This window comes from Mesopusillimonas faecipullorum, from assembly GCF_020539505.1.
GTDB lineage: Bacteria > Pseudomonadota > Gammaproteobacteria > Burkholderiales > Burkholderiaceae_B > Mesopusillimonas > Mesopusillimonas faecipullorum.
The window spans coordinates 24,494-47,599 of record NZ_JACDXW010000005.1 but is presented as its reverse complement, the minus strand read 5'-3'; the positions used below and the strand labels follow the sequence as shown (position 1 = coordinate 47,599).

General features: G+C 58.7%; 25 protein-coding genes. 13 read left to right on the top strand and 12 right to left on the bottom strand.

The window, feature by feature from the left end; translation table 11 throughout:
• The first annotated feature begins 14 nt into the window (after nt 1–14).
• Nucleotides 15–884 (top strand): endonuclease/exonuclease/phosphatase family protein, encoded by an 870-nt coding sequence (locus H0484_RS10320; protein ID WP_226954543.1) that lies wholly within the window; start codon nt 15–17, stop codon nt 882–884.
• Nucleotides 885–2,114: a cardiolipin synthase ClsB gene (gene clsB / locus H0484_RS10315; RefSeq protein WP_226954541.1), complete on the top strand. Its 1,230-nt coding sequence runs from the start codon at nt 885–887 to the stop codon at nt 2,112–2,114. It abuts the gene before it with no gap.
• Between the two features lie 48 nt (nt 2,115–2,162).
• Here clsB and H0484_RS10310 read toward each other — a convergent pair whose 3' ends face one another.
• Together H0484_RS10310 and H0484_RS10305 are read right to left on the bottom strand one after the other, a co-directional pair.
• Nucleotides 2,163–3,479 (bottom strand): TRAP transporter large permease, encoded by a 1,317-nt coding sequence (locus tag H0484_RS10310; RefSeq protein WP_226954539.1) that lies wholly within the window; start codon nt 3,477–3,479, stop codon nt 2,163–2,165.
• The gene (locus H0484_RS10305; RefSeq protein ID WP_226954538.1) at nt 3,479–4,018 is read right to left on the bottom strand and encodes a TRAP transporter small permease; all 540 of its coding nucleotides are present in this window, start codon (nt 4,016–4,018) and stop codon (nt 3,479–3,481) included. Before H0484_RS10305 ends, H0484_RS10310 begins: the two co-directional genes overlap by 1 nt.
• A gap of 364 nt (nt 4,019–4,382) precedes the next feature.
• On the opposite strand from H0484_RS10305, the gene H0484_RS10300 reads away from it, so the two are divergent.
• The 10 genes from H0484_RS10300 to rfbB are packed head-to-tail and all read left to right on the top strand — an operon-like array spanning nt 4,383 to nt 12,892.
• Nucleotides 4,383–5,462, top strand: coding sequence for an NAD/NADP-dependent octopine/nopaline dehydrogenase family protein (locus H0484_RS10300; protein ID WP_226954533.1), 1,080 nt, complete (start codon nt 4,383–4,385; stop codon nt 5,460–5,462).
• The gene (locus H0484_RS10295; RefSeq protein WP_226954529.1) at nt 5,459–6,463 is read left to right on the top strand and encodes a 3-hydroxybutyryl-CoA dehydrogenase; all 1,005 of its coding nucleotides are present in this window, start codon (nt 5,459–5,461) and stop codon (nt 6,461–6,463) included. Before H0484_RS10300 ends, H0484_RS10295 begins: the two co-directional genes overlap by 4 nt.
• Nucleotides 6,464–6,465: 2 nt before the next feature.
• Entirely contained in the window at nt 6,466–7,446 is a 981-nt protein-coding gene (locus H0484_RS10290; protein ID WP_226954527.1) for an ABC transporter substrate-binding protein, read from the top strand.
• Complete coding sequence (locus tag H0484_RS10285; protein ID WP_226954524.1) at nt 7,443–8,204, top strand: ABC transporter ATP-binding protein; 762 nt, start codon at nt 7,443–7,445, stop codon at nt 8,202–8,204. Before H0484_RS10290 ends, H0484_RS10285 begins: the two co-directional genes overlap by 4 nt.
• A complete protein-coding gene (locus tag H0484_RS10280) occupies nt 8,201–9,022 on the top strand; it encodes an ABC transporter permease (RefSeq protein WP_226954521.1) in 822 nt (273 codons plus the stop codon). Before H0484_RS10285 ends, H0484_RS10280 begins: the two co-directional genes overlap by 4 nt.
• A gap of 3 nt (nt 9,023–9,025) precedes the next feature.
• Entirely contained in the window at nt 9,026–9,835 is an 810-nt protein-coding gene (locus H0484_RS10275; protein WP_226954518.1) for an ABC transporter permease, read from the top strand.
• Nucleotides 9,836–9,881: 46 nt separating this feature from the next.
• Entirely contained in the window at nt 9,882–10,370 is a 489-nt protein-coding gene (locus H0484_RS10270) for a MarR family winged helix-turn-helix transcriptional regulator (protein WP_226954516.1), read from the top strand.
• A 25-nt stretch (nt 10,371–10,395) separates the two neighbouring features.
• A complete protein-coding gene (rfbC, locus tag H0484_RS10265; protein WP_226954513.1) occupies nt 10,396–10,953 on the top strand; it encodes a dTDP-4-dehydrorhamnose 3,5-epimerase in 558 nt (185 codons plus the stop codon).
• Nucleotides 10,950–11,867: a dTDP-4-dehydrorhamnose reductase gene (gene rfbD, locus H0484_RS10260; RefSeq protein WP_226954511.1), complete on the top strand. Its 918-nt coding sequence runs from the start codon at nt 10,950–10,952 to the stop codon at nt 11,865–11,867. Before rfbC ends, rfbD begins: the two co-directional genes overlap by 4 nt.
• A complete protein-coding gene (gene rfbB, locus H0484_RS10255) occupies nt 11,864–12,892 on the top strand; it encodes a dTDP-glucose 4,6-dehydratase (protein ID WP_226954509.1) in 1,029 nt (342 codons plus the stop codon). The genes rfbD and rfbB overlap by 4 nt, the downstream gene beginning before the upstream one ends.
• A gap of 21 nt (nt 12,893–12,913) precedes the next feature.
• On the opposite strand, the gene H0484_RS10250 is transcribed toward rfbB, so the two are convergent.
• Genes H0484_RS10250 through H0484_RS10230 form a run of 5 tightly spaced genes read right to left on the bottom strand, consistent with a single transcriptional unit; the run spans nt 12,914 to nt 17,477 of the window.
• Complete coding sequence (locus H0484_RS10250) at nt 12,914–13,753, bottom strand: ABC transporter permease (protein WP_226954508.1); 840 nt, start codon at nt 13,751–13,753, stop codon at nt 12,914–12,916.
• Nucleotides 13,750–14,949, bottom strand: coding sequence for an ABC transporter substrate-binding protein (locus tag H0484_RS10245; RefSeq protein ID WP_226954507.1), 1,200 nt, complete (start codon nt 14,947–14,949; stop codon nt 13,750–13,752). The genes H0484_RS10250 and H0484_RS10245 overlap by 4 nt, the downstream gene beginning before the upstream one ends.
• A 10-nt stretch (nt 14,950–14,959) precedes the next feature.
• On the bottom strand, nt 14,960–15,808 hold the full coding sequence (locus H0484_RS10240; protein WP_226954506.1) for an ABC transporter ATP-binding protein: 849 nt from the start codon (nt 15,806–15,808) through the stop codon (nt 14,960–14,962).
• Nucleotides 15,805–16,932, bottom strand: coding sequence for an acyl-CoA dehydrogenase family protein (locus tag H0484_RS10235; protein ID WP_226954504.1), 1,128 nt, complete (start codon nt 16,930–16,932; stop codon nt 15,805–15,807). Before H0484_RS10235 ends, H0484_RS10240 begins: the two co-directional genes overlap by 4 nt.
• Complete coding sequence (locus H0484_RS10230; protein WP_226954503.1) at nt 16,917–17,477, bottom strand: carboxymuconolactone decarboxylase family protein; 561 nt, start codon at nt 17,475–17,477, stop codon at nt 16,917–16,919. Before H0484_RS10230 ends, H0484_RS10235 begins: the two co-directional genes overlap by 16 nt.
• A gap of 92 nt (nt 17,478–17,569) precedes the next feature.
• Between H0484_RS10230 and H0484_RS10225 the strand changes: the two genes are divergently transcribed.
• Nucleotides 17,570–18,526, top strand: coding sequence for an AraC family transcriptional regulator (locus H0484_RS10225; RefSeq protein ID WP_226954502.1), 957 nt, complete (start codon nt 17,570–17,572; stop codon nt 18,524–18,526).
• A gap of 2 nt (nt 18,527–18,528) precedes the next feature.
• Here the strand turns inward: H0484_RS10225 and cysW are convergent, their stop codons facing one another.
• The 5 genes from cysW to msrP all read right to left on the bottom strand — a co-directional run bounded on the left by cysW (nt 18,529) and on the right by msrP (nt 23,074).
• Nucleotides 18,529–19,392, bottom strand: a complete 864-nt coding sequence (gene cysW / locus H0484_RS10220) for a sulfate ABC transporter permease subunit CysW (RefSeq protein WP_226954501.1) — start codon at nt 19,390–19,392, stop codon at nt 18,529–18,531.
• Nucleotides 19,389–20,270 (bottom strand): sulfate ABC transporter permease subunit CysT, encoded by an 882-nt coding sequence (cysT, locus tag H0484_RS10215; protein ID WP_226954499.1) that lies wholly within the window; start codon nt 20,268–20,270, stop codon nt 19,389–19,391. The genes cysW and cysT overlap by 4 nt, the downstream gene beginning before the upstream one ends.
• Before the next feature lie 72 nt (nt 20,271–20,342).
• On the bottom strand, nt 20,343–21,344 hold the full coding sequence (gene cysP, locus H0484_RS10210; protein ID WP_226954497.1) for a thiosulfate ABC transporter substrate-binding protein CysP: 1,002 nt from the start codon (nt 21,342–21,344) through the stop codon (nt 20,343–20,345).
• Between the two features lie 140 nt (nt 21,345–21,484).
• Nucleotides 21,485–22,081 carry a protein-methionine-sulfoxide reductase heme-binding subunit MsrQ gene (locus H0484_RS10205; protein WP_390624830.1) on the bottom strand — a complete coding sequence of 199 codons (597 nt, stop codon included), beginning with the start codon at nt 22,079–22,081 and terminating at the stop codon, nt 21,485–21,487.
• A gap of 6 nt (nt 22,082–22,087) precedes the next feature.
• A complete protein-coding gene (gene msrP, locus H0484_RS10200; protein ID WP_226954495.1) occupies nt 22,088–23,074 on the bottom strand; it encodes a protein-methionine-sulfoxide reductase catalytic subunit MsrP in 987 nt (328 codons plus the stop codon).
• Nucleotides 23,075–23,106 lie beyond the last annotated feature (32 nt).

The window sequence follows — 23,106 nt, the reverse complement described above, 5'->3', positions numbered from 1 at the left end:
CGGAGGGTGGCGGCATGTCAGTGATTCGAGTCGTCAGCTACAACATCCACAAAGGGCGCTCAGCCATGGGCGCTCGAGAGTCACTGTCTGAGCTGCGCTTGGGCTTGTACGGATTGCGTCCCGACCTTCTGCTGCTGCAAGAGGTGCAGGGGCGCAACGAGCGCCAGAGCATGTTGCACGAGCAGCCCGCCTCTTTGGCGGCAGCGCTAGGCATGCAGTTTTGCTATGGACGCAATGCCGTGCACGACCTCACCGATCACGGCAATGCGCTGTTGTCGCGGTATACCATACTCGACTTCGAAAACGAAGACATCTCCGACCATAAGCTAGAGCAACGCGGCTTGCTGCACGCCACGCTGGATGTCAACGGCACTGCGGTGCATTGTTTGGTGGTGCATCTGGGGCTGTTTGCCGGTGGGCGCACACGCCAGATCTCGGCGCTGGTCGAGCGCATACGCCGGCTGGTGCCCGATGGTGCACCCATGATCATAGGAGGTGACTTCAACGACTGGACCAACCGCCTGGCACCCTTGTTCGTGCAGCAATTGGGGCTCTACGAGGTTTTCGCCGTGTCGCCTCAAGGGCTTAGCGCGCGCCAGTTGCCGCTGCGTCAAGGCATGCGTCATTTGCGTTACCGCCTCGAACGTTGGGCGCAGTCGCCCCAGCGTACGCCTCACCACCGTCCTGCCCACGAGTTAGGCATAGATGGTCTGGCTCGCTTAACGCCACCACCACGCACCTTTCCTGCCTCCTTCCCGTGGCTGCGTCTAGACCGCATCTACCAGCGGGGGTTTGCCGTGCGCAAGGCGCAAGTGTTGCACGGCATGCCTTGGCGGCAATTGTCGGATCACGCGCCTATCTTTGCCGAGCTGGAGCTACCCTGAATGCCCATGTTGTCCACCCGTCTTCCTTGGCGGGAAGGCAACCGGATCAGGCTGCTGCAAAACGGGGAAGCGTTCTTTCCCGCACTCTGTGAAGCCATAGACGGCGCCCTGCGCTACGTGCATCTGGAAACTTATATTTTCAACCTCGATGTGACCGGCCTCAAAGTGCTGGATCACCTGCACAGAGCCTGTGAGCGTGGAGTCAAGGTCAGGGTGGCATTGGACGGCTTTGGCTGCTTAGAGACGCAGGGAGTACTGCGCGAGCGCCTGGAGTACATGGGGGCTCAGGTGCGTGTATATAGGCCCGAACCCACAGGATGGCGCTGGTACCGATTCAGCCTGGGGCGCTTGCGCCGCCTGCATCGCAAGATGACCGTTGTGGACGGCAATATAGGCTTTGTGGGCGGCATCAACATACTTGATGATCACGTGGATGTGCCTAACGATGGCGGCGAACTTTCACCTCGCTTCGACTATGCGCTACGCATTGAGGGCCCGCTTTTGCAAGACCTGATCCGTACCCAAGACGAGCTGTGGATACGTATGGCCTGGCACCACAGCGTGCATTGGCGGCAGTGGTATGAACGCTTCAAGCAGTGGCAGAAAACGCGGGTGCAGCGCTTGGCCGAGCGCCTGCCGCGCTTTGTGCCCGGCGTGCGCGCCACGCTGCTGTTGCGTGACAACTTACGTTATCGGAAATCCATAGAAGACGTGTACGTAAAGGCACTGGCTAGCGCTCGCGAGCACGCAATTGTGGCCAACTCTTATTTCTTTCCCGGGCATCGCTTGCGGCAGGCCTTGAGGCAGGCGGCTCAGCGCGGTGTAAAGGTGCAACTGCTGCTACAGGGCAGAGCGGAATACCGTCTGCAGCATTGCGCCAGCCGTAGCTTGTACGGCGCCATACTGGCTGGTGGCATGGAGATCTACGAGTACATGCCCAGCTACTTGCATGCCAAGGTGGCCGTTATTGATGGATGCGCGATGGTGGGTTCTTCGAACATGGATCCCTTCAGCCTGCTGCTGGCACGCGAAGCAAACGTCTGGATTCAAGACGAGGCCTTCGCCGCCCAGTTGCGGACTTCACTGCAGTACGAGATGACGCACCATTGCCGGCATGTGACGCTGGATGAGCTGAAGCGGGTATCGAAGATGGTGCGTGCTTGGGACTGGATGGCGTATTGCCTGCTTCGCGTGGGCGTAGCGCTGACGGGTAAGGGCTCGGAGTACTAAAAAAACGGGGCGCCCAAATGAGGGCGCCCCGTTTACTAAGCTAAGTGCTTAGCGGGTCATATTAGGTAGACCCACCGCCAGCCAAGGTACCAGCAGAATAAAGCCCAGCATCGCGATTTCGATAATGATGAAAGGGATGACCGAAGCATAGATTTGCGTGAGCCGGATACTGGGTGGCGCCACACTTTGCATGACCATGCACAGTAAGCCGAATGGCGGTGTCAACAAGCCGATTTCCATGGCCAGCAGCATCATCACACCCAGCCAGATGGGGTCTACGCCGGCAGCGTTGGCCAAAGGCATGAAGAACGGCAGGGTGATCATCATCATGCTGATTTGGTCAATGACAGCGCCCAAAATCAGCAGAATCACCAACATGCCGATCACCAGCAACATGGGCGACAGATCGTACTGGCCAATGATGCGCAGCAAGCCCGTAGTAGCGCCCGAGAAGCTGAGCAGTTGCGAGAAGGTCGTCGATGCGATCAACACGAACAGGATGATGACGGATACCCGTGCCGTTGCCATCAATGACTGGTATAGCGCTGCCCAGGTGAATGAGCGATAGCAGATAGTGGCAATGACGGAGGCGACCGCACCGATAGCGGCGGATTCTGTAGGCGAAGCCAACCCGGCCAGCATACTGCCCACTACGGCAACGAAGATGCCGAACAAAGGCAAGACGTCGACGACGAAGGGGCGCCAGCGCTCCCAGCCCGAAGCAAACTGGCCTTCTTCATCTTGAGGGATGAGTTCGGGCGACAGCTTGCAGCGTATGACCACATAGGCCAAGAACAATACGGCTAGCAAGAAGCCGGGAATGACCCCACCGATAAGGAGCTGAGAGATGGAAATGCCGGCCAGGCTGCCCAGCATGACGGCCAGAGCCGACGGTGGTACCAGCATGGCAATGCCGCCAACGGCCATAATGGGACCCATGGCGATGCCGGGCGCGTAACCCCGCTTGAGCATCTCGGGCATTAGGGTACCGCCCATCATCGCCGTGTTGGCGATAGTAGAGCCGGACAGTGTGGCGAACACTGTGCCCCCCAGCACCGACACGATGGAAAGGCGACCGGGAACCTTGGCAATCATTTGTTCGACAGCAGCAATGGCCCGATAGGCCACGCCGGTGAAGAACAGAACTTCGCCCATCAATACGAACAGCGGAATTGGCGTCAGTGAAAAGCTGCTGACTGATTGGATGGAGTTGCGCACCAATTGGCCCAGGCCGGCTTCACCGCCCATGAAGAGCCAGGCGCCGACCAGGTTGACGCCCAGAAAAGCGAATGCAACCGGTACGCTTAACAGCATGAGTACAAACAGCGTGCCTAGCAGCACGCCAAAAGCCATATACCATTCCATCACGCGGCTCCTTCAGCGGTGGGGCTGCTGACAAATAGCCGGCGTATGAACTCGACCGACAGCAGAATGAAACTGATGGTGATGGGGATGGCTAGCCACCACTCAGGGAAGATCAAGACCTTGAACACCATGCTGCCTTGCTCGGCATTGCTGATCAGGCTTTTGATGCTTTCGTAGGCCAATATCAAACTGATGACCAGACAGATCAGATTGCCGATGACGTCTGCCGCCTTGCGACCGCAGGGGGGCAAGCCACGCACCAGAACGTCCACGCGGATGTGGTCGTTGGTGTAGGCCAGCCAAGGCGCTGCCAGGAATGCCGCGACCATAAGCATGTATTCGGTCATTTCAACCGACCAAGGAATGGAATGGTTGCTGAGGTTGCGCATGACGACGTCTAGACAGACGAGTAATGCCATAAGCCCGAACAGTACTGCGGCGACTACGCCGCAGGCTGTCACCAGGCAGTAATAAGCGCGGGCAGCAGGCGTTTTGGGCCGCTGAGCGCTTTCGGTTTCTTGTTGAGGAAGAGGTTCCATGCAAGTTCCTGCAAGGTTTGTGAAGATACCCGCTAAGCCACGTCAGGCAACGGTGTGCCCCGGATTTTAGTACGGAAAACTCATCTTCCGCAGATGTGTCTGACTAGCCCGGATCAGCCTTGCCTGCAAAATCGCCCGACGCAGAAAGTCTAGGGAAAACCCCGTCAATAAATGCCTTGTGCAGCCCGATTTCATTCCTTAGTATGGATATATATGCAAGTGCATATAAAAAATTGCGGTCCAGCGCTCTCCTGCGCTGAGCAGGTGTGAGCTTGCCTGAGCAATACGGCGCAGGCGGCTGGCGGGACAGGTCACCAGGTGGGCCGAATCTCGGTTTCCCAGGTGCAAATCACGGAGACGACACATGGAAATTGCAGTTTTGGGGGGTGGCCACGGGTGCTACGCAGCGGCAGCTGATTTGTCCGAACAAGGGCACAGCGTTAGGCTTTGGCGGCGCGATGCCCAAGCTTTCCTGCCAGTGCTGGAATCTTCCACCATCACCATCAAAGATGAAAAGGGTGAGCGCGCCATTCGCATTGCCCGACCCACCACTGATATCGGTGAAGCCGTGCGCGGCGCCGAACTCATCCTCATTCCTTCCCCCGCTACTGCTCAAGCCGATATCGCCCGTGCGATGGCACCGCATCTGCAAGACGGGCAGGTCGTGTTTCTGCCGCCCGGCACATTCGGTTCGTATGTGATGAGCGAAATTGTGCGCGAGCAGGGCAACCACGCCAAGGTCAGCTGGGCTGAAACCGGCACCTTGCCTTGGCTGACGCGCAAGCACGGCGCCAATACCATCGCCATCACCATGCGCGCCACGCGTTTGCCCACTGGGGTTTATCCCGCTTCTAATGCACAGCATGCCTATAAGGTCATATTGCAGGCCTTCCCCGTCATCGAGCCTTGCGAAGATGCCTTGTCGGGTGCTTTGATGAATGCCGGCCCCATCATTCACCCCCCGCTCATCCTCATGAATGCGGCGCCTTTGCAGCATTTCCCCGAATGGGATATTCACAACGAAGGCACCCAGCCGGCAGTGCGTGCCGTTACGTCCAAACTCGACAACGAGCGCATCGCCATCCGTGAAGCCATAGGTTATTCGGCGCCTCACTTCCCGCTGTCCGATCACTACGAGAACGACCAATGGATGTACGGCGATTCCCACAAAAAGCTGGTAGATAGCGGCGACTGGCGTGAGCATATCGATTTGCATACGCACCGCTACATGATGGAAGACACGGTAATGGGTCTGGCCTTCCTGGCTTCGGTAGCCGACTGGGCGCGATGCGATGCGCCCGTTGCCAAAGGCCTGTTGGCCATAGCCGGGGCCATTTTGGGGCGTGATCTACGCGAATCCGAGCGCACGCTGGGTGGCTTGGGGCTGGCGCAATTGTCGCCCGACGCCATGCAGGCGCTCATGCATAACGGGCGGCAGTCATGAATGCGGTGACGGCTAAGGTTGCCGCCTTAGGGGCGGGCCGTATGGGGCGCGGCATCGCCCTGGCCTATGCGCTCAGCGGGCAGGCAGTGACTGTCATTGATTTCAAAGCCAGAACCGACGAGGCTTGGCAAAAGCTGCAACAAGAAGCGCAGGCCGAGATGCTGCTTACGCTGCGGCAGCTGGCCGACCTGGACGCCTTGCCTGCCGAAGATGTGCAAGCCTGCCTGGAAAATATCCAGCTTTGTCGTTTGCAAGAGGCCGAACCGGTTCTGGCGGCAGCGCGACTCATATACGAAGCCGTGCCCGAAACGCTGGAAGCCAAGCGCGACGCATTGGGCCGTTTGGGGCAGTTGGCGGCGCCGGATGCCTTGGTGGCATCTACCACCTCCACCATGTTGGCTTCCGACTTGTCACCCATGATCACGCATCCCGAGCGGTTCATGAATGCGCATTGGTTGAACCCCGCCTACCTGATCCCCCTCGTGGAAATCAGCGCGCATCCGGGTACCAGCCCTGATGCCGTCAAGCGTTTGCGTGACGACCTGACCAGCATAGGCAAGGTGCCGGTAGAGTGTGCTTGCAGCCCGGGCTATATCGTGCCTCGACTGCAAACCCTGGTCATGAACGAGGCGGCGCGCATGGTGGAAGAGGGCGTCGCAACAGCCGAGCAAATAGACTTGGCAACGCGCTACGGACTGGGCTTTCGCTTCGCTGCCATAGGCGTACTGGAATTCATAGATTTCGGTGGCAACGATATCTTGTTCTACGCCAGCCGATACCTGGCCGACACGCTTGATCCGGCGCGGTTTTCCGCCCCCGAGATCGTTGAACGCTATATGCACGACGGGCGTAACGGCTTGCGCTCCCAGCAAGGGTTTCACTCATACGAAAACAAGGATTTGGAAGCTTATCGGCGCGACGTCCTGGCACGGGTTCTGGCGATGTCCAGACACTTTGGCCTGAGCCGCCGCGTTTCTGCCAACGCAGCACAAGGAGTCTAACAATGAAGACATGCAAGATGTGGTTGGTTGTGGCGGGAATGACAAGTCTGGCAGCGGTTGCCCAGGCGCAAGAAGTACCCACTTTGCGGGTAGGCTGGACGATACCCGCTGAAGAGGCGAAGTACCTCATGATGAAACGTCCCGAGCTCTTCCCTGATTTGGGTAAGACGTATCAGATCAAATGGACGCAGTTTCAAGGCACGTCGCCCATGGTTCAGGCCATGCGCGCCAATGTGCTCGATTGCGCCACCATGGCGCCGCTTTCCATGGCCCAGGGTTTCATCGAAAGCGGGCTCAAAAGCTACATCATTGCGCAGCACGCCCACGAAGAGCCGGGTTACTTTTCCCCCTATTGGGCAGTCAAGGCCGACAGCCCCATCAAGTCTGCGCAAGACCTGAAAGGCAAGGTCATAGGCACCAACGCCTATGGCTCGGGCGTGTACTTCCAGATGATACTTTGGCTGAAAAAGAACGGTCTTGACCCCGAAAAGGACGTCAAAATCGTAGAAACCGGCTTCCCGGCATCGGCTGATGCCATACGTTCGGGACGGGTCGATGCAGGCCCATTGGTGCAGCCGTTTGCGCTGTTGGCTGAAGAAAAAGGAGACGTGCGCAAGCTGTTTGCCCTCTCCGAGGTGCAGTCGCCCACGGTACAGATTTTCGATGCTTGCAACCAAAGCTATGCAGAGGAGCATCCGGAAGTCGTCAAGGCTTATGTCCGAGACCTCGAGCGCGCGATGGACTATCTGCTGAAAGATCCCAAGCTGGCTGTAACCGTTGCCTCCGAAGTGACCAAGGCGCCCGAAGCCTTGTTGGGACGCTATCTGTTTACCAAGGCTGACTTCGCTCACCCAGCCGGCATGAAACCCGATCTGGACGCCATTCAGAAGACGCTGGATTTACAACACGAAGGCGGGTTTCTTTCCAAACGCGTGGATGTCAAAGATTTTGTTCGAACCGACCTGATGGCACCGTTACCATGATCGTTATAGAGCAACTTGGAAAGACCTTCCTCACGGCGCGTGGCACCAGCCACACCGCTATAGAGAACGTTAGGCTGGAAGTCCCGGATGGGCAGTTCGTTTCCATTCTTGGTCCCAGCGGCTGCGGCAAGAGCACGCTGCTGTATATCGTCGGCGGTTTCGAGCAGGCGACGCAGGGCCAGGTCATTGTTGACGGCAAACCCATTGCCGGGCCCGGGCCAGACCGGGGCCCGGTTTTTCAGGAGTATGCGCTGTTTCCCTGGAAGACCGTGCTCAGCAACGTTGCCTATGGCTTACGCCAGCAGGGGATGGCCAAGAAGCCGGCCGAAGAAAAAGCTCGTGGTTGGCTTGAGAAAGTCAATCTGGGCAAATACGCCGACTTCTATCCCAAGGAGCTCTCAGGCGGTATGCGCCAGCGTGCGGCGATTGCTCGCACGCTGGCTTACGAGCCGCGTATATTGTTGATGGACGAACCTTTCGGTGCGCTGGATGCGCATACACGCCTGACGCTGCAGTCCGAATTGCTGTCTTTGTGGGAGCAACTGGGCAATACCGTGTTGTTCGTGACGCATGGTGTGGAAGAGGCGGTTTATCTTTCCGACCGTGTGGTGGTCATGGGAGGGACGCCCGGTACCGTCAAGCAGATCGTAGACATCGATTTGCCACGGCCCCGGGTGCGTGCCGACTTGCTGCGTAACCCTGTCTACCAGGATCTCATCATCCAGCTGGAAGACTCTCTTGTGGCGGAGCGAGTATGAGTCGCCCATCCTCATATCGAGTGGCCGTGCAAGTCTGTTGCGAGGCCTTTCAGCGGCCCCTCGCTGCGCTGGCCGCGGTCGTGGTGTTGCTGGGTGCGGCGTGGTCACTCGCCTCCAGTTGGTTGGGGTTCAGCTCTTTCCCAGGGCCCTGGGAGGCAATTCGCGAGCTGCCCGCCATTGTGTTGGACCCCTCCGCCTTGTGGGCCATTTTGCAGTCTTTGGCACGTATGTTTGCGGGCTATGCCTGGGCCTTGGTGTGTGCGGTGCCGCTGGGTTTGGCCATGGCGCGTAGTCGGCTTATTTACGATATTTTTTATCCGCTGGTGACGCTGGCTTACCCCATGCCCAAAGCCGCTCTCATGCCCATACTGATGTTGTGGTTCGGGCTGGGCAGCTTCTCCAAAATTCTGGTGATTGCCTTGGGTGTCAGTTTGCCGCTGCTGTATCACAGCTACCAAGGCGCGCATCGTGTCGAAGAAAAACTGGTGTGGGCGGCGCGTGCCATGGGTATGGGGCCTGTCGCCAGGCTGTTCAAGGTGGTATTGCCGGCCGCCTTGCCCGAGATTCTGATCGGTTGCCGCGTAGGCATCGTCATGGCCCTCATCATCATGGTGTCGTCCGAGATGATTGCTCGCCAAGAGGGGGTGGGCAATCTGCTCTTCACCTCTATGGACATGGCGCAGTACGCCACCGTCTATACGGTCATCCTGGTGCTGGCTGTGCTGGGTTTTGTACTGGATTGGCTGTTCGAGATCATCCGTCGTCTGCTGACGCATTGGTCTGATTCCGCAACGGCTTCTGATAAAGCGCTGGAGTAAGGCATGAGCCAAAATGCAAGCATAGTGACCCGGGCTCCGGGTGGGACCAGCCCGCTTCTGGGGGCAGGCTTTATCACCGGCATGCGTCGCTGTCTTTCCCCCATCATCGTGGTGTTGTGTTGGGAGCTGGTGTGCCGCCTGGGCTGGGTAGAGCCGCAGCTTCTGCCGGCCCCCAGCGCCATTGCGGCGCGCATGGTCGAACTGGCGCGCCAAAAAGAGTTCTGGTTTAACTTCGGTATCACGCTTTATCGTCTTCTGGCAGGGCTGGTCATAGCCGTCATTGCCGGCGTGGTGCTGGGGCTGTGCGCGCGCTTGTCTCGCGTAGCGGCCTCTTTGCTTAATGCTGCCGTGCGTTTGCTGGCGCCTATTCCCAAGATCGCTTTGTATCCCGCGCTCTTGCTGGTGCTGGGTTTTGAAAATGCCTCTAAAATCGCGCTCGTCGTGGCCGACGCCTTGTTTCCGGTGCTGATGGCGACCTGGGCGGCTACCTGCGCGGTTGATCGCAAACTGATCTGGTCTGCCCGCGCAGCGGGAACCAGCCGGACGGCTTGCTTGTGGAAAGTCGTGCTGCCTGCCAGTCTGCCTACTATCTTGGCGGGTGTGCGCGTGGCGGGGGTGATTGCCTGCGTCGTCGTGTTCCTGGCCGAAATGATAGGTTCCACAGACGGCCTGGGCCATATGCTGACGGTTGCGGCGCGGGCCTATCGTACACTCGACATGTTTGTGCCATTGGTATGGATATGTTTGCTCGGTTTGATGCTGAACTGTGCCGTCGGCTACGTGCAGCGCCTAACGGATCGGGCTGGCAGATAGTCTGTTGCACGCGGTACGTATGTCGTCACTGAAAGGTAAATCAAAAATGGGGAAGTCCTCCGCGCAGAAGCAGCCTTGGCTGCCAGACGCGCCGCCACCGTATCTGGGGCATGAAACCTTCATGCCGTACGTGCTGAATCAGGCAACGGCGGCGCTCAATGCCGACTTCCTGCCTGTGTTGCGCGATCACGGCATGACCTTGCTGCACTGGCGTGTGCTGGCCTTCCTATGTGAAAAAACGGATGGCCTTGGCGTCAGTGCATTGGCACGCATGACCGGTGCTGAGCAGGCCACACTGTCTCGTGCCCTGATGGTCATGGAAAAAGCCGGTTTTATCGTCAGGCAGCCGGGTCAGCACGACCAGCGTATGGTGGTGATTCATTTGCTAGAGGCCGGCAAGCGGCAGTTCCAAGCCGTATTGCCCCTGGCCTGGGGCATCTATGTGCGAGCCGTTGGTGGCCTGAGCCAAGAAGAGCAGCAAACGCTGCACTATATGCTTAACCGCATCAGGGATAATATGGAAAGCTCGGCCTGAAGCCGAGGGTCATTGCCTTTCCAACATGCTTCCCAATCTGATAGACACCCGTCTTCCCGACGTTAAACTCTTGGCGCCGCGTGTGTATGCCGATGCACGCGGCCATTTCATGGAGTCCGCCCGTCAAGCCTGGGGCGCCTTGCTGCCTGGCTTTAGCGGCGCCTTTGTGCAGTCCAATGTTTCCTTGTCGCACCAGCATGTACTGCGCGGCCTGCACTTTCAGCGTGCTCCCGCGCAGGGCAAGTTGCTGCATGTTCTGCAGGGCGAAATTTTCGATGTGGTGGTCGATGTGCGCCGCGCATCACCGCGTTTTGGGCAAATGGCCAGTTTTCAGCTATCCGCAAGCAAGCACGAGTTGCTTTGGGTGCCTCCTGGCTACGCACACGGGTTTCTGGTGCTTTCCGAGCAGGCTTTGGTCAGCTATCAATGTACGGCCTACTACTCCCCTGAAAGTGAAGTCTGCCTGCACTGGAACGATGCTGCGCTTGCTATCGCTTGGCCTGTTGCCACGCCCCTTGTTTCTGAGCGCGATGCCTGCGGCCAGAGTCTACAAGCCTTGCAAAAGGCCGGGCTATGCCTATGACACCCTGCCGTGTGCTGTTGACTGGCGCCCAAGGTCAGCTAGGGCGTAGCCTGCAAGCGCGGGCGCCTCGGCATTGGCATCTGCATGCCTGTGCTCATCACGAACTTGATGTGGGGGATGAGGCTGCGGTACAGGCTTATGTACTTAGGGTGCAGCCGAACCTTATCATTAATGCCGCTGCCTATAACGCCGTAGATGCGGCCCAAACGGATGAGGAGTGCTGGCGCGTCAATGCCTTGGGCCCTGGATATCTGGCGCGGGCTGCCAACTCGGTGGGGGCGCGGCTGCTGCATGTTTCCAGCGACTATGTCTTTGACGGTCTAGGCGAGCAGCCGTTTGATGAAGGCCATACCCCAAATCCTTTGAATCGTTACGGCGCATCCAAATTAGCGGGGGAGCTGGCGGTACTCGAACATGCACCCCAGGCCTTGGTTTTGCGCACTTCGTGGGTGTTCAGCGAGTTTGATGGAAACTTTGTCAGTGGCGTGTTGACGCGTGCTTGGCGAGGAGGTGAACTGCGCATGGCGGATTACCAATTTGGCGCACCTACCTATGCCGGCCATTTGGCCGCGGCAATCATCCGCTTGCTGCAGTTGCCTCAAGCACCGGGCGGCGTTTATCACTATCGTGACAGTCCGGCCATCAGTCGCTACGACTATGCGCACACTATCCTTGAGCTGGCTGCGCAGCCCCTGGAGGGTGTGCAAGTCAGTGGCCTGGCCGCTTTAATCCCAGCATCGGAAGCCGAGCAGCCTTCAGACGCGGCGCCTAGGCCACGATATACCGTGCTTGGGTGCGCGCGCCTGACGGCCTTGGGCATCGCCAGCCAATCATGGCTGCCCGCTTTACGGAGCGTGGTCCAGGCTCGTTATCGGCAGCGGTCGTCTGAAGGCCTGAGTGGTAGTCCATCATGAAGCTCTTGGTTACCGGGGGGGCCGGTTTTATTGGCTCTGCCTTTATTCAATATGTGCTTCAAACCCAGGCACAGGTTCATATCGTTAACGTCGATAAGCTCACCTACGCAGCCAATCACGCTTGGCTGTGCGAACTCGAACACGAGCCGCGTCATCAGCTAGAGAGGGTGGACGTCAGTGATGCCCCGGCGCTGGAGCGCGTGTTTGCCAGGCACCAGCCCGACGTGGTGCTGCATTTGGCGGCGGAATCCCACGTGGACCGTTCTATAGAGGGCCCTGCCGCCTTTGTGCAGACCAACCTGGTGGGAACGCATGTGCTGCTGGAAACCGTGCGTCATTATTGGATGCAGCTGCCACTGGCACGCAAGGCGGCATTCCGCTTGCATCATGTTTCTACCGACGAGGTGTATGGCGACTTGATGGATGCCGGTACGCCGGAGCCGGTACGGGAGGGGGCGGCGTACGCGCCCAGCTCGCCTTATTCCGCCAGCAAGGCGGGTGCGGATCATCTGGTGCTGGCGTGGCATCGCACCTATGGTTTGCCCGTGGTGCTCAGCCATGCCTGCAACAACTATGGGCCCAGGCAGTATCCCGAAAAACTGATCCCGGTCATGATTCAACAGGCCTTGCAAGGCTTGAAACTGCCGGTATATGGTGCAGGTACGCAAGTGCGCGATTGGCTGCATGTGGATGACCATGCTTGCGCCTTATGGGCCATACTGCAGCGTGGCCAAATCGGGCGCAGCTACCATGTCAGCGCGGGCCACAGGCTGGAAAACATCGCGCTGGTCAGACAGCTTTGCGCGCTGCTCGATGAGCTGCATCCGCAGGGCCGTCCCCTGGGTTTGGGCGGCAGGCCCGAATCGTATGCCAGTTTGATTCGCCACACGCCCGATAGGCCTGGGCATGACCGCTATTATGCTTTGGATGCCTCACGCCTGATGGCAGAACTGGCTTGGGTAGCGCAGCACAGTTTTGAACAAGGCCTGCGCGATACCGTGAAATGGTATTTGGCCAACCCTTGATGCCATGCGTGGCGGCCTGGATTAATACCTAACCGCCCAGCGCTGGCAAAGCTTGCGCAGGGCGTAATCCAGCAAGAAGCCCAGTATGCCTATCACGATCACCAGCGCCATCAGCTCTGAATACGCCATGCGGTCGCGGGTATCAAGAATGAAGTAACCCAGGCCGGCGGATACCCCCAGCATTTCGCAGGGTACCAGCACGATCCAGACTATGCCCACCGCCAGACGCGTACCGGTGAGTACATGGCCGACGATGCCGGGCAAGGTGACCCGCCACAGGGTTTCCCAGCGGGTGGCGGCCAGGCTGCTGGCCAGTTGTAGCCAAGCAGGGTCCAGCTGTCTTACACCGGCGCTGGTGTTAAGCACGATGGGCCAAACTGCGGCAAAGGTCAGCAGAAAATACACCGGTGCGTCGCCTACGCCCAGCACCATGACGGCAATGGGCATCCATGACAGCGGCGAAATCATGCGCAGAAACTGGAAGGACGGGCTGAGCGTGGCCTCGGCCTTGCGCCACAGCCCGATCAGCAAGCCCAGCGGCACGCCGATAAGCAGTGCCAGCACCAGGCCCACCAATACCCGTTTAAGACTGACGGCCACATGCCAGAACAGTTCGGGGTCGCGCACCATTTGCACCAGGCTTTGCAGGGCCTGTACGGGCGAGAACTGGCGCGCCAGGCTGTCGGGCGCAGGTAGCACCGCAGTTGCCAGCCACCACAGAACGAACAGGCCCGCCAAGCCTACCAGCCCCGCCAGAACGGCGCTTAAAGAGCCGGCTGGCTTGGCTGTCTGTACAGCGGAGGGTGGGCCGCTGACAGCGAGCTGCGCGCCTGACGTGCCGTGGGTGACTTCACTGCTCATGCGACGATCGTCTCCTGACGCGTATAACCGGCTGGAACACCAAATTGCTCTATGCCGCCTATCTTCTCGATGGCGCGCTTGACGAAGCGATCGTCAACCAAGTCACCGGCCACAAAGTCTGGGTCAAGCTGAGCCAGGAAGTTGTGATCGGCTTCGATGAGCGTGTCTTTGAGCATCTTGACGAGCTCGACGGTGTAGCTGGGGTAAGGATAGGGCTGGAAGTCGATACGCGCATCGTTCCATTCAGGGTGATGGATGATGCCCGATTGGGTGTAGGCTTCGCGATCTGAGGCGGGGGGTGCCAGCACTTTATCCAGGGCTTCAATGGTGTGAGGCGTATAGCGGTTTTTACCTTCACGCGACAGCAGCTGAGCCGTTTCGGCGCGATGGCCCAAAGACCACTGCTGCGCCTTGACGATGGCATCCACTACGCCCTGCGACCACTCCGGCCTTTGTTGTAAATCGCGCTCGTGCATGAAGATCACACAGCAAGCATGCTGACGCCAGACATCGCCGGTGAAGCGCAATATTTTGCCTATGCCACGTGTTTCCGCTGCGGCATTAAAGGGCTCGGCGACGATGAAACCGGAAATCTGTTTGCCGGCCAAAGCGGGCGGCATGTCGGAGGGGGCCAGCACGATAAGGTTGACCTCATCGGCGGCCGGCTTACCTTGCTTCAGCGAGACGGGTTTTAGGCCGTTGGCGCGCAGCAAGTACTGCAATACGGTGTTGTGTATGGAATACCAGAAGGGGATGGCAACAGTTGTGCCGCCCAGCTGACGGATATCGTTGATGTCGTTGGCAACCGTCAGCGCGGAGCCGCTCATGTGGTTCCAGGCCACCACCTTGGCGGGCGCGCGGCTGCCATAACGGCCCCAGATGGTCATTGGACTAAGCAGATGGACGACGTTGACCTGGCCCGAAATAAACGCTTCGATGATCTGTGCCCAGCTACGCAGTAGTACGGGTTTTTCCACTTTCAGGCCGGCTTCTTCAAAGTAGCCGTTGTTGTGTGCAACCAAAAGCGGGGTGGCATCGGTAATGGGAAGATAACCAATGCGTACGGGGTCGTCGGGGGCGGCGGTTTGCGCCTGAGCATTAAAGGCCGATAGCAGCGGTAGCGCGCCGCCTGCGGTGAACAGCGAGGCGAGCTTGAGTAACTCGCGTCGGGAAACGGAGAAATCTTCAGGCGACATAATGCGTACCTTATAAAGAGGGGATGGGTTGGCCGGTAAGCTGCGCTTGGCGCAGGGCACTGAGAATCTGGATGCGAATGGCGCCTTGTTCTGCGATGAAATCATCACGAGGATGGGGCAGGTCGATCAGCCACTCACCTAGGGTGTTGGCGGGCCGGCCCCCCAGCAGAATGATGCGATCGGCCACACGCAAAGCCTCATCGATATCGTGCGTGATCAAGAGCGCAGCGGCCTGGTAGTCGCGCACGACTTTCAGCAGCAGGTCTTGCATGGATTCGCGGGTGATTTCGTCGAGCGCGCCAAAAGGCTCATCCAAGAAAAGAATCTTGGGTTGGCGCGCCAGGCATCGCGCCAGCGCCGCGCGCTGTGCCATGCCACCCGAGAGCTCATGGGGCATCAGCCTGCGAGCCGCTCCCAAACCGACTTCTTCAATCGCTTGGTCGATACGCGCTTGGCGTTCGGTGCGGCTAAGTTCGGGCTGATGTTTGAAATCCAGACCGAAAGCCACATTCTTTTCCAGTGTTAGCCAGGGCAGCAAGGCAGGTGCTTGAAAAGCGACCGCCAATTGCGGGTGCGGGCGGCTAAGCGCCACCCCTTCGAGCTCGATTTGCCCCCTTGCGGGTTTGCGCAAGCCCGCCAGTACACGCAGCAAACTGGATTTACCCACGCCGCTAGGGCCAAGTACCGCCACGATTTCGCCACTGCGCAAGCTGATGTCGACATCCTGCAGTATGGCCAAACCGCTTTCGTAGGCCAAAGCCAAGCCTCGCGCCGCCAACAAGGGCTGAGCGTAAGGCTCGTTGGCGAGCGTTGCGGTTGAGGAATGTCGGAAGTCGCTTGCGCGATGGCTTGGGCTCATGCGGCGGGGGTCCTTGATGCGCGTTTGGACAGCTCGGTTTTGAGCTGAACCAGGCTGGGGGTAACAACGGGTATGAAGGCCGCTTCACCCCAACGGCGTGCGACGTCGGGCTGCATATTGCGCAGATAACCTGCACCACCCTTGGCCTGAACCTCCAGCGCCACGGCTTGCAGCGCAATGTCGCTTAGGGCAATGCGAGTCTCGAACATGGCGGCAGGCGACTGCAAGAACTCGCCGTCCCGGATGCCATTGATCAAGGCCAGCCAGCGCTGGGAAAGCTCGTCGCGCAAGGCCAGTGCTTCTTCTTCAAGAATGGCCCGTGCGGCGCCCCGGCAAGCCAGTGTTTCTTCTATGGCGCGTGCGGCCAGACCCAAGGCCATGCCACATTGGATGCCCAGGAACGCCGGACGCAAGGCAGGCAGAAATACATTGGCCTGCTTATGAATGAGCCATTCTTCGCCGATGGCGCAGTTTTCAAGACGCAATGCCGCTGTTTGGGTGCCTTGCATACCGACCAGGGAAAGGTCTTCGGTGCGAGTCAAGCCTTGGACCTGACTAGGCAGCGCCATGACGGCGGCACCGCCATCGGGCATCTGTACAGCAGATGCAACGTAGTATTCAGGCGCACGAAGATTGGTGACCCAAGGCAATATGCCGCTAACGCTCCAACCTTGAGGGGCTGGGCTGGCCTGCACTTGCAGCGCCTCGATACCCCCCAGAAACTTCATGGCGTTAGAGAGGCCGGAGGCCCCGGCAAACTGGCCTTCTAGCAGCCCGGGCAGCAGGCGCTGGGCCAAACCCTGGTTGGGGCTTTGGATCAGGTATTCGATGAAGGTGCGCTGGCTCCAGACGACGAAGGCGGCAGCCATGGAATAGCGGGCGACGCCCGCCACTGCGGCAATGGCATCAGCGATGTCGGTACCTTCGTGGCCACCTATGCCGGCATCGACGCCGTGACGGTAAATGCCGGCTTGGCCCATGCGGGGCATGAGCTCTTCGGCAACGACGGCGTCACCGGCATCAAGGGCCAATGCCGAGTCGGTGAGCCAAGAAGCCAGCGACTCGGGTAACGGCAAAGGCTGAGCGAGGGGGTGAGCCTGGGCTTGGCTCATTGTGCGTCCCATGCGTAGGCTTGCAGCTCGGGGTTTACAGGCGTTTGGGCCAGGTTGTTGGCGAAGTTGCAGATGGTTGCCAGGCCGACACCCGTGATGACTTCCATGACTTGGCCTTCGGTAAAGCCGGCATCAATAAAGTTGCGCAGTTGGGCTTCAGGCACGCGTGCGCGGGTGGCGATGACTTGGCTGGTGAAACGGGCCAAGGCCAACAGGCGTGGGTCTTCGATAACGTCGATGTTGCGGTCGCGCAGGGCTTGCAGCACAGGTTCGGCCATCTTGACCTTGTTGCGCGACAGAGCGGTGTGGCCGGCTACGCAGAAGGTGCAGCCATGGGTGGTGGCAGCTACCAATTGCACGACTTCGCGCTCTAGCGGCGTCAATGTGCCGCGCGCGGTAATGGCGCTGAGCGTTTGGTAGGCTTCGAGGGCGACCGGAGCGTTGGCCAGCACGGCCAGCAGATTAGGCAGAAAGCCAGAGTTCTTCTGGGCGGTTTCCAGGCCAGGACGGGACTCGACGGGTGCGGATTCCAGCGTTTGCAAGGTAATGCGGGCCATGAGGCTTTACTCCTGTTAAATGGATGGGCTATGGCTTTTATTGTCGGTCGCCTGGGCCTATGGGACAATGCGCGAGGCTCCACCATTTTGCCTTGGAAGTATCAACTTTGAGCTATGAGCAAATAAGCAATTGTTTGGATGCTTCGGCTGAGCAGCGCCTGGCACAGGACTTTCTGCTGGGCAGCCTAGAGGTGCGCGCCAGCCTTTTTCACCTGGGGCAGTATTGCGGCACCTGGGAGGCCAGTCTCAATGGTCATTTCCGACCGGGCTTTCACCTTTTGCTGGACGGCAGTTGCTGGTTGCATATGCCAGACCGGCCTTCCATGCAGTTGAAGGCCGGCGATGCGGTGTTTTTTCTCAGCGACCAACCCCATGTGCTAACACCGCGCCCGCAGGCGCCTGATTTCAATCGGCCCATACAGCGCCAAGATATGCTGCCGCTGACCGACGACGAAGCCGATGGCACCGCATTAGCCTGCGGTTTCTTCGATTTCCGGCCAGGTCTCAGTACGCTATTGCTGCAAAACCTGCCTGAAACCTTGCTGATGCGTTCCGGTGACCCGCGCTTCGAGTCTGCCCACATGCTGTTTCGCTTGTTGGTCGACGAGGCCCGTCAAAACGGCGGCGGCTCGTCTCCATTACTCTCCAGGTTGGTGGAGTTATTACTGTTTTACGCCATGCGCAGCGTCACGCTGGACGAGCCGCAGTTGCATGGCGTGCTGACCTTGGTGCGCGAGCCTGTCATGGCACGTGTGGTAGCGGCCATTGTTGAAGCACCCCAGCAGGCCTGGAGCACGGACGACATGGCGGCGGTGGCGCATATGTCGCGCGCGAATTTTCATCGCCGCTTTACCCTGTTGTCGGGCATGACACCGGCATCGCTTTTGCTGAACTTGCGGGTGCGCCTTGCCTGCGAACGCCTGCGGCAGGGCGAAAGCGTCGAGCAGGTGGCCGATGCCGTGGGTTATCAGTCTATCTCGGCTTTTACACGCGCCTTCAGTCGGGTCACCGGCTTGTCGCCGGCTGCTTGGAAGCGCGGTGCAGCCTAGCTTTATTGCCTGCTCGCGAATACGGCGCCGGCTTCCTCTGCTGCTTTGGCCTGCGAAACACGCATACGCCATTCCATGATGTTCTTGAGCAATACCGTAATCATGGCGATGGCCGCCAGCAGGGCTGCCGCTGTGAAGGCCGCGGCGGTCTTGTAATCGTTGTTCAGCTGATCTACCAGCAGTGAAAGCGTCAGGGTCTGGTTCATGATGGTGCCGGACACCACTGACACGGCACCGAACTCGCCCACGGCCCGAGCATTGGTGAGCACGACGCCATATAGCAAGCCCCACTTGATATTCGGTAGCGTGACATGGCGGAAGATTTGAAAGCCGCTGGCACCCAGACATAGGGCCGCTGCTTCTTCGTCGCTACCTTGTGCCTGCATAAGCGGGATCAGCACGCGCGCCACGTAGGGAACGGTGACAAAGATGGTCACCATTAGAATGCCGGGCCAGGCAAACATCAGCTGCAGGTTATGGGCAGAGAGCCACTGGCCGAAGCTGCTTTCCACCCCGTAAACCACCAAGTAGCATAAACCCGCCACGACGGGTGAAACCGCAAAGGGAATGTCGACGATAGTGGTCAGAAGGCGTTTGCCGCGAAAATCGTAATGCGTCACGCACCACGCCAGCAAAATGCCGAAAATCATGTTTATCGGCACGGTGAGCACGGCCACGAATAGCGTCAGGCCGATGGCGTGCAGCATGTAGTCTTCCTGCAGGTTCTGCACCAGCAGGCTCCACCCACCCTCTATCACTTTCGAAAAAATGAGCGCGAGCGGAATGACCAGCAGCAGGGTCGTCAGGAAGAGTGCCAGGGCGATAATTAGCCACTGGTGCCAGGAAGTAGGGCGGCGGGCGATCATTTCTTATTGCGTTGCCAACCCAACAGGTGGCTTTGGGCAAGTTGCAGCAGGAATAACAGGACAAGAGATGCCAAGAGTATCACTGAGGCGATGGCGGCGGCGGCGGGATAGTTGAACTCCTGCAGGCGCACAAAGATCATCAGTGAGGTGACTTCGGTTTTAAAGGGGATGTTGCCGGCGATCATGATAACCGCACCGAACTCGCCCAGGCTACGAATAAAGGCTTGCGAGGCCCCGGTTACCGTAGCGGGTATCAGTGAGGGCAGAATGACGCGCCAGAAAATCTGCCATTTGTTGGCGCCCAGGGTTTGCGCCGCCTCTTCGTATTCGGCGCCCAGGTCTTCCATGACGGGCTGCACAATACGAACCACAAAAGGCAGGCTGGTGAAGGTCATGGCCAGCACGATGCCAGGGTAGGCGTAGGAAATCTTCAGGCCTTCCGGGCCGAACCATTGGCCTATGAAGCCATCGCCGGCGAACCATTGCCCCAACCAGCCCCCCGGCACGAACAGCGTGGCCAGCGTAAGACCTGCCACCGAGGTGGGCAGGGCGAAGGGCAGGTCGACCAAGGCGTCAATGAGACGACGCCCCGGGAATTCGTAACGCGTAATGACCCAGGCCAACACAAAGCCCACGAAAGTGGCGGCGACCGTAGAGTAAAAAGCACCGCTGGCCGTCACCCAGTAACTTTGCACCACGCGTCTATCGGAGATGGCCTGCCAATATTGCGCCCAGCTCATGTCGCTGACATACAGCCACAAGGCTGAAATAGGCAACAGTATGATCAGCGACAGATAGAAGGTGCTGAACCCGAAACTCAGGCTGAAGCCTGGAATGACGGGTGTCTCGTTGAAGAAACGCAGAGTTTTGGTAGCCACGGTAAAACGCAGGGTAAAGAAGCGTATGAAGCCCGCCTTGATTACAGGCGGGCTCTTGAAATATGCCGGAGCTTAGCGGGCCAGCAGTTGATCCAGAACGCCGTTGGAGGCGAAGTGTTTCTCTTGGATGTCTTTCCAGCTACCCAGGACTTCGTTGGGGTTGATCAGACGCACATCCTTGAGTTTGCCCTTGTTGGCTTCGATCACTTCGGGGTGATGGACGCGATAGTTGAAGTTTGCCAGCAGCTCTTGGATTTCCTTGGAGTACAGATAGTTCAGGTAGGCCGTGGCTTCTTCACGGGTACCTTTCTGGTCGACGACTTTATCGACGACAGCCACGGGGAACTCGGCCAGTATGCTGACGGGGGGCACAACGACTTCCAGACCCAGATCTTTGAAGTCGCCGGTGTTGGCGATATTGATGACTTCAGTTTCGAAAGTCAGCAGCGCGTCGCCCTGATTGTTTTGTGCGAAAGCTACCGTAGCGCCGCGACCACCCGTGGGGAAGCTTTCTACGTTAGAGAGCAGTTTGCCTACGAATTTCTTGATTTTTTCTTCGTCGCCATTGAATTTTTCGTTGGCGTACAACCAGGCGGCCAGGTAGGTGTAGCGCGCGTTGCCGGAGGTCTTGGGGTTGGGGAACACCAGCTTCACGTCATCGCGTATCAGGTCGTCCCAGTTCTGGATGTTCTTGGGGTTGCCCTTGCGCACCAGGAAGCCCATGGTGCTGTAGTAAGGCGAGCTGTTGTTAGGGAACTGGCTTGCCCAATCTTTGCTCACCGCACCACGGTCGGCCAGGAACTCAATGTCGCTGACTTGGTTGAAGGTGACGGTATCGGCTTTTTTGCCTTGGATGATGTCTTGCGCCTGACGCGAGCTGCCGGCAAAGGACTGATCTATCTTGATGTCCTTGCCCGTGGTTTTTTTCCAGTGCTCGACGAACACGGGGTTGATGGCCGTGAAGGTTTCACGGGCAATATCGTACGAAGCATTGAGCAGCGAGCTTTGGGCTTGGGCCTGAGCACCGAAAAGAGTTGCCAGAACTGCGGCAGAGGCGAGAAGTTTCTTCAGCATGATGGTTCCTGCATAGCGGGCTGTCAGCCCAGAGACATGAGAATCGCAGTGTTGCGGATACGTCATTATCTCTAAGCGTCATAAGCATGCGAAGTAATATTTAACTATTCACTTATAACTAAAATGAATAATATGGTGTGTCAGCGCCTGAACCAATAGACCAGCCGGGCAAGTAGAAGACCCGCCAGCAGCAGGCCGTAGACCCAGACATCGGTAAAGTTGTTTTTGCCGGCGCGCATCCACCAGAAATGCAGCATGACCAACACCGCCCCGGCATAGACGGCCTTGTGCAGCGTTTGCCAGCGCTTGCCGCCCAGGCGGCGGATAAGGGCAGGAATCGAGCTGACTGCCAGTACCAGCAGGATCAGCCAAGCTAGCGTGCCGACCAGGATAAAAGGACGGGCGGGAATGTCTTGGATGATGGCTGACCAGTCGGCCCCCATGTCAAACACCACATAGGCCAGCCAGTGCAAGCTGGCGTAGAAAAAAACATATAAACCCAGCATGCGCCGATAACCGGCCAGCCAACGCCAGCCCAGCCAGGTGCGCAGCGGCGTGACGGCCAATGCCAGACACAGAAAGCGGATGGACCAATCACCCAGCGAGCGTAGCAGCGCCTCGGCTGGATTCGGCCCCAGGCCGTCAATGACGGCTAAATAGAACAGCCACAAGGCAGGCGCGCAGCACAGTAGATGCCAGGCCAGGCGTTGCAGCCTACGGCCAGTCAAGGGGGACACGGTCAATCAGTAATCCTTGCGCAGGTCCATGCCTGCGTATAGCTGACCGACTTGTTCTTCGTAGCCATTGAACAGCAGTGTCTTGCGGCGTTTGGCAAACAAACCGCCTTCGCCGATGCGGCGTTCGGTGGCCTGGCTCCAGCGAGGATGCGGCACGTCGGGGTTCACGTTGGAATAAAAGCCGTATTCGTTGCGGGCCGCCTTATTCCAGGCAGTGCCCGGCATGTTCTCGACCAAGCGGATGGTGACCAGGCTTTTAGCACTCTTGAAACCGTATTTCCAGGGTACGACGATGCGCACCGGGGCGCCGTTCTGTTTGGGCAGTTCGTGTCCGTACATACCCAGTGTCAACAGGGTCAGCGGATGCATGGCTTCGTCCAGGCGCAGCCCCTCGGTATAAGGCCAGTCCAACACGCCGCTACGCAGGCCTGGCATGACTTTGGCGTCAGCCAGCGTGACGAACTCCACGTATTTGGCGCTACCTAAAGGCTCGACTTGCGCCAGCAGCTTAGAGAGCGAATAGCCCAGCCAGGGGATCACCATGGACCAGCCCTCGACGCAGCGCAGGCGATAAATGCGCTCTTCAAGCGGGCTGAGCTTGAGTAGTTGCTCGATGTCGAAGGTGGCGGGCTTATTGACCAAGCCCTCTACCCTGATGGTCCACGGGTGTGTGGGCAGGCTGTGCGCATGGCGGGCCGGGTCGGCCTTATCCAGACCGAATTCGTAGAAATTGTTGTAGTGGGTGGCGTCTTCTTCGGGGGTGAGGGCTTCGCTACTGCGGGCGCCGGATACCTTGGAAGGGGAAAAGGCCAGGCCAGTGGCGGCTTTAGTGTCGCCTAGGGCCATGGCTGCGCCAAAGGGGCCGGCAAGTGACACCAGGCCGCTGGCGGCTGCCCATTTCAGGATTTCCCGGCGCTGTCGATAATGCGTTTCAGAGGTGATGTCGCTGCTATGCGGATGGACGAAACCTGAACGGCGGGTACGGACGAGCATGGCGGCTCCTGTCGCAAAATGAGGCAAAGTGC

What these genes read in the sequence shown, in the direction of transcription:
- H0484_RS10320 (WP_226954543.1), top strand. Translation starts at nt 15, where the DNA reads ATGTCAGTGATTCGAGTCGTCAGCTACAACATCCACAAAGGGCGCTCA.
- clsB (WP_226954541.1), top strand. Translation starts at nt 885, where the DNA reads ATGCCCATGTTGTCCACCCGTCTTCCTTGGCGGGAAGGCAACCGGATC.
- H0484_RS10310 (WP_226954539.1), bottom strand. Translation starts at nt 3,479, where the DNA reads ATGGAATGGTATATGGCTTTTGGCGTGCTGCTAGGCACGCTGTTTGTA.
- H0484_RS10305 (WP_226954538.1), bottom strand. Translation starts at nt 4,018, where the DNA reads ATGGAACCTCTTCCTCAACAAGAAACCGAAAGCGCTCAGCGGCCCAAA.
- H0484_RS10300 (WP_226954533.1), top strand. Translation starts at nt 4,383, where the DNA reads ATGGAAATTGCAGTTTTGGGGGGTGGCCACGGGTGCTACGCAGCGGCA.
- H0484_RS10295 (WP_226954529.1), top strand. Translation starts at nt 5,459, where the DNA reads ATGAATGCGGTGACGGCTAAGGTTGCCGCCTTAGGGGCGGGCCGTATG.
- H0484_RS10290 (WP_226954527.1), top strand. Translation starts at nt 6,466, where the DNA reads ATGAAGACATGCAAGATGTGGTTGGTTGTGGCGGGAATGACAAGTCTG.
- H0484_RS10285 (WP_226954524.1), top strand. Translation starts at nt 7,443, where the DNA reads ATGATCGTTATAGAGCAACTTGGAAAGACCTTCCTCACGGCGCGTGGC.
- H0484_RS10280 (WP_226954521.1), top strand. Translation starts at nt 8,201, where the DNA reads ATGAGTCGCCCATCCTCATATCGAGTGGCCGTGCAAGTCTGTTGCGAG.
- H0484_RS10275 (WP_226954518.1), top strand. Translation starts at nt 9,026, where the DNA reads ATGAGCCAAAATGCAAGCATAGTGACCCGGGCTCCGGGTGGGACCAGC.
- H0484_RS10270 (WP_226954516.1), top strand. Translation starts at nt 9,882, where the DNA reads ATGGGGAAGTCCTCCGCGCAGAAGCAGCCTTGGCTGCCAGACGCGCCG.
- rfbC (WP_226954513.1), top strand. Translation starts at nt 10,396, where the DNA reads ATGCTTCCCAATCTGATAGACACCCGTCTTCCCGACGTTAAACTCTTG.
- rfbD (WP_226954511.1), top strand. Translation starts at nt 10,950, where the DNA reads ATGACACCCTGCCGTGTGCTGTTGACTGGCGCCCAAGGTCAGCTAGGG.
- rfbB (WP_226954509.1), top strand. Translation starts at nt 11,864, where the DNA reads ATGAAGCTCTTGGTTACCGGGGGGGCCGGTTTTATTGGCTCTGCCTTT.
- H0484_RS10250 (WP_226954508.1), bottom strand. Translation starts at nt 13,753, where the DNA reads ATGAGCAGTGAAGTCACCCACGGCACGTCAGGCGCGCAGCTCGCTGTC.
- H0484_RS10245 (WP_226954507.1), bottom strand. Translation starts at nt 14,949, where the DNA reads ATGTCGCCTGAAGATTTCTCCGTTTCCCGACGCGAGTTACTCAAGCTC.
- H0484_RS10240 (WP_226954506.1), bottom strand. Translation starts at nt 15,808, where the DNA reads ATGAGCCCAAGCCATCGCGCAAGCGACTTCCGACATTCCTCAACCGCA.
- H0484_RS10235 (WP_226954504.1), bottom strand. Translation starts at nt 16,932, where the DNA reads ATGGGACGCACAATGAGCCAAGCCCAGGCTCACCCCCTCGCTCAGCCT.
- H0484_RS10230 (WP_226954503.1), bottom strand. Translation starts at nt 17,477, where the DNA reads ATGGCCCGCATTACCTTGCAAACGCTGGAATCCGCACCCGTCGAGTCC.
- cysW (WP_226954501.1), bottom strand. Translation starts at nt 19,392, where the DNA reads ATGATCGCCCGCCGCCCTACTTCCTGGCACCAGTGGCTAATTATCGCC.
- cysP (WP_226954497.1), bottom strand. Translation starts at nt 21,344, where the DNA reads ATGCTGAAGAAACTTCTCGCCTCTGCCGCAGTTCTGGCAACTCTTTTC.
- msrP (WP_226954495.1), bottom strand. Translation starts at nt 23,074, where the DNA reads ATGCTCGTCCGTACCCGCCGTTCAGGTTTCGTCCATCCGCATAGCAGC.